Below are 3,481 nucleotides of genomic sequence, written 5' to 3'. Positions count from 1 at the left end.
GAAGGCAAGACCAACGAGCAGGTAAGCAACCTGATGGGCTTGTCGAGCCACCGCACCGCTACGCGTCTGCGTCAAACGGTTGATGAAAAGGAGATGTCGGACGCACAAGTTTAATGCCGGCCGTGCGGCCGGCTTCGGCCACTTTCTGCCGCTCGCTCAGCCATAAATCGCTCACTCGAACGGCTGAATCCGCATGCGAAACCGGCCGGATGCTCAAAGAAAACATTTCGGCACGATTCGAGAGCTTCGGCGCCGAAGCTTCATTGCGCCGGAGGCACGGTTGCACGCAGGGTCTCCTTCAGCCAGCGCACGACGATACCCGCGACATGCTGATTTCTCCCGAGATAGGAGTGATTGACCCGGTCATAGCCCGGATAGTCGCGCAAATGCGCCTGTTGCGGTCGGGCGCTGACTACCTTGACAATGTCGGCGCTCGACTCGGCGACCAGGCCATCGTTCGGCTGCTCGCCGATGAGACGCTGCAGCACGAGGTTGCGCAGCATCCCGGCGAAGCCGCCGTTTCCGCCCGTGCCGAACTCCAGAAACGGCAATCCGCCCGAAATTGACAACATCGGGATGCAGCGCGCGTCGGAGGCGGCGTCGTGATTCAGCTTGCTGATGAGACCCGTGGAGCTTGCATCGGTGAGTTGCATCGAGGACGGGCACGCGGGCACGCGGCTGAAGGGATTGGGCAGCGTGACGGAATCGGCCCAGTCGAGTAGATGGCCGACATGCCGCTTCGAAAGCGTTCCGCCGTGAGGCGTTCCGAGCGAAGCGATGCCGCGCACCCGGATGCCAGAGCGTTCCGCGCGGTACTGCACAAGGTACCGTGCGACGAGGCCGCCCATGCTATGCCCCACGAGAAAGATGCCGTCATCGCGGATGGTGTCGTCGAGCTCGACGAGCAGCATTTCCAGATCGCGCGCGGCCTGATCGATGCCGCGATACGAATCGTAGTTGAACAGCGCGGGCGTGAAGCCGTGCGCGCCCACGTACTCAGCGAGACGGCTCAAATATCGGCCGTGCGCGGTAAAGCCGTGCACGAACACGACGACCGGGTCGCGCGCGTCGGCAACGAGAAACCACTTGCCGGTATCGGGATGAATAAGCTCCGCGCCGGCGCGTATCACGTCGCTGTATTCAATGCTCATCTTGCGGCCTTGCTATCACGACCATGTCGAAGTCGCATTCGATTGGCTGCGGCACCGGGGCCGGAATGAACTGGCCCGGGTCTAGCACCGCGAGCGGGTCCAGAAGCTTCAGCGCGACGCGGTCGTTGTGCATGAGAAGCGCGGCGGACAGTCCGCGCACTGCCTGCGACGGGTAGGCGGCGAGAAAAGCCAACCCCGCGCTTTCAGGCAGCGCGCCGGCCACGCAGTGCGTGATGTCGATGCCGAGATCGGCGTCGTCGCTCACCGCGAAATCGGCAAGTTGCTCGATGGGGAGCTGAGCGGCTACGCGCGCATGCACGCGGAGCGGCCCGAGCACGAGGTGTTGCAGAATCCACGCGCGCTCACGCAAGGCACGCGCGAATACCTCGATCACGCGCGCAGGCTCGCCGCTCGGCCAGATCGCGCGAAGCTCGAACGGCGGCGGTTGAGGGGGATCGGTGCCGTTGATGGTGTCATGCATCACGCCTGCATATTCGGGCTGCGCTTCGCTCAACGACGCGTCGGCGGGCCACGTCGCCGCGATGTCACGCGCCGGCGGCCGATCGAACGCGTTATCGAGCCGCACCGCGACTTCGATCGGCCCGACGTTGCCTTCGAAGAGATAGCCGAGCCAGATCTCCAGTGCGATCTCGATGCCTTGATCGCGCACATCGGCTTCGCGCACCTGCACGATCGCATCGTGTAACGGGCGCGCGGACGTCGACGCGGCTCCGTTCGTGGCGACGTATCCGTCCAGCCAGCGCTGCACGCTGCGCGTGAGGGAATCGAAGGGACGGGGCCGCCCGCCGCCCGCAACGATGGATGGACGTCCCGGCGTCAGATTCCAGACGGCCGGGACGTAATGCGAGACGCGGGACGCACACAGGATGGTCCGAAGATCGCGGTCCGGTGGCGTCGAGTAGCCGCGCCTGCCTGTGCGGTCGATCGATTCCCGCCGGTACGGACTCAGCACCGCGTTGATCGCGAACTCGGCGTGGCCCTTTCTCTGCAGCAGGACTGTGAATCCGGACTGCATCAGTTCTCGCTCGCGCGCATAGGACACGGGCGTTTCGATCGGTCCAACGACTTCTTCCTCGTAGTCATCCGTGTACACGGTTTGCGCGGGCAAATCGTCCGCCTTGCCGGGCGCCTCGCTGCCGCACAGCGAGGCGAACCATCCGTCCTGATCGAATGACTTCACGATCGCATCGCCCACGGCCCAGGCCGCGTTGCCCCACAACACATGCGACTTGCCCTGCAGGTCCTCTTCGAAATCGAATTCCGCACAGGGAACCCGTTTGTTGCCGTAGGCCGCGCGAAGCACCAAACGAGGAAGCGCGACGCACAGATAGCGTGATTCGGCATCCCTACGCAACCAACCCCAGGTGTCTCGCTCGAACCGGTCGACCCGAAGTTCGCGCGCCGTGTGCATTTCGTCGAAGCTGGTGAGGCCGAACATCGCCGGGGCGGCGTTGGTGATAAATACTGCATTCGCTTTCGCGCCGACGGACGCCAGATGGCGGAGTATTGCGATATCGGGCGCGCTAGCATCGAACTGGAAATCGACGATGATCGCCCCGAACGGCTCGCCACCGAAGGTCGCGAAGCCATCCGTGTAGACCATGTCGAACAGCGGACTGTCGCGTCTCCTTCTCGCCATGCGAGCGGCATCGAGTTTCGACGCGTTGAGGACCTTCAGCTTCACGTCCTGCGCGCGATCGGTCCGCGAACACACGTACGTACCAAAGTCCCCGCCACGCGGCTTCCAAGCGCTGAAAGTCGGGGTGATGCATGATCTGGTTGATTTGCTCGGTCAGCTTCGCGTCTAGGCCGGCAATGAGCATTTCGAGCGTGCGCCTCGCGTCACCGGAATAAACCTCGACGTCGCTGGCGATAACCTGCGACGCAGCCGTATGCAGAGACTCGCGATAATTTGATCGATATTCATCCTCCGGCAGACCGGTCTCCTGCTCGAACAGCCGGTAGATTTCATTCACGTCTGGAGCCTGATCCCGATCTTCGTCTGGGTAGTGCACGCTTCCTCCTGAAAACGCATCCTGCTAACCGCTGGTTCGGCTGCTGCGCAGGCCGATCTCTCAGCCGCGCCCGTCGAAGGGTCGCCCTTGCGCGTTGTTCTTCGCATGAACGAATCAAGGAGGAGGATTTTTAAACGAGGATCAAACGCGGGCGATCGCTGCGTTCCGCGGGAGTGTCATGACGCACGGTCGGTGCTCATCGCTGAAAGGACGGGTCCGGCCACCTACGGACGTTGGCTTACGCTTTCATGCGGACGTTCGAACGTCGGCTCCGCCCGGACAACGGGCCCACCA

General features: G+C 63.1%; 2 protein-coding genes and 1 pseudogene. All 3 read right to left on the bottom strand.

Features of this window, described 5'->3' with window-relative positions; genetic code table 11:
* Positions 1–260 precede the first annotated feature (260 nt).
* Positions 261–1,151: an esterase/lipase family protein gene (locus AWB81_RS41235; protein ID WP_062644224.1), complete on the bottom strand. Its 891-nt coding sequence runs from the start codon at positions 1,149–1,151 to the stop codon at positions 261–263.
* A complete protein-coding gene (locus AWB81_RS41230) occupies positions 1,141–2,886 on the bottom strand; it encodes a type VI secretion system contractile sheath domain-containing protein (RefSeq protein ID WP_062644221.1) in 1,746 nt (581 codons plus the stop codon). The genes AWB81_RS41235 and AWB81_RS41230 overlap by 11 nt, the downstream gene beginning before the upstream one ends.
* A gap of 19 nt (positions 2,887–2,905) precedes the next feature.
* Positions 2,906–2,995, bottom strand: a pseudogene (locus AWB81_RS49050) (type VI secretion system contractile sheath domain-containing protein); the annotation flags it as partial.
* Positions 2,996–3,481: the final 486 nt, after the last annotated feature.

The sequence above is a fragment of the Caballeronia arationis genome (genome assembly GCF_001544975.2).
Lineage (GTDB): Bacteria > Pseudomonadota > Gammaproteobacteria > Burkholderiales > Burkholderiaceae > Caballeronia > Caballeronia arationis.
Note: the sequence above shows the minus strand (reverse complement) of the source record. Positions and strands in the feature narration are given on the sequence as shown.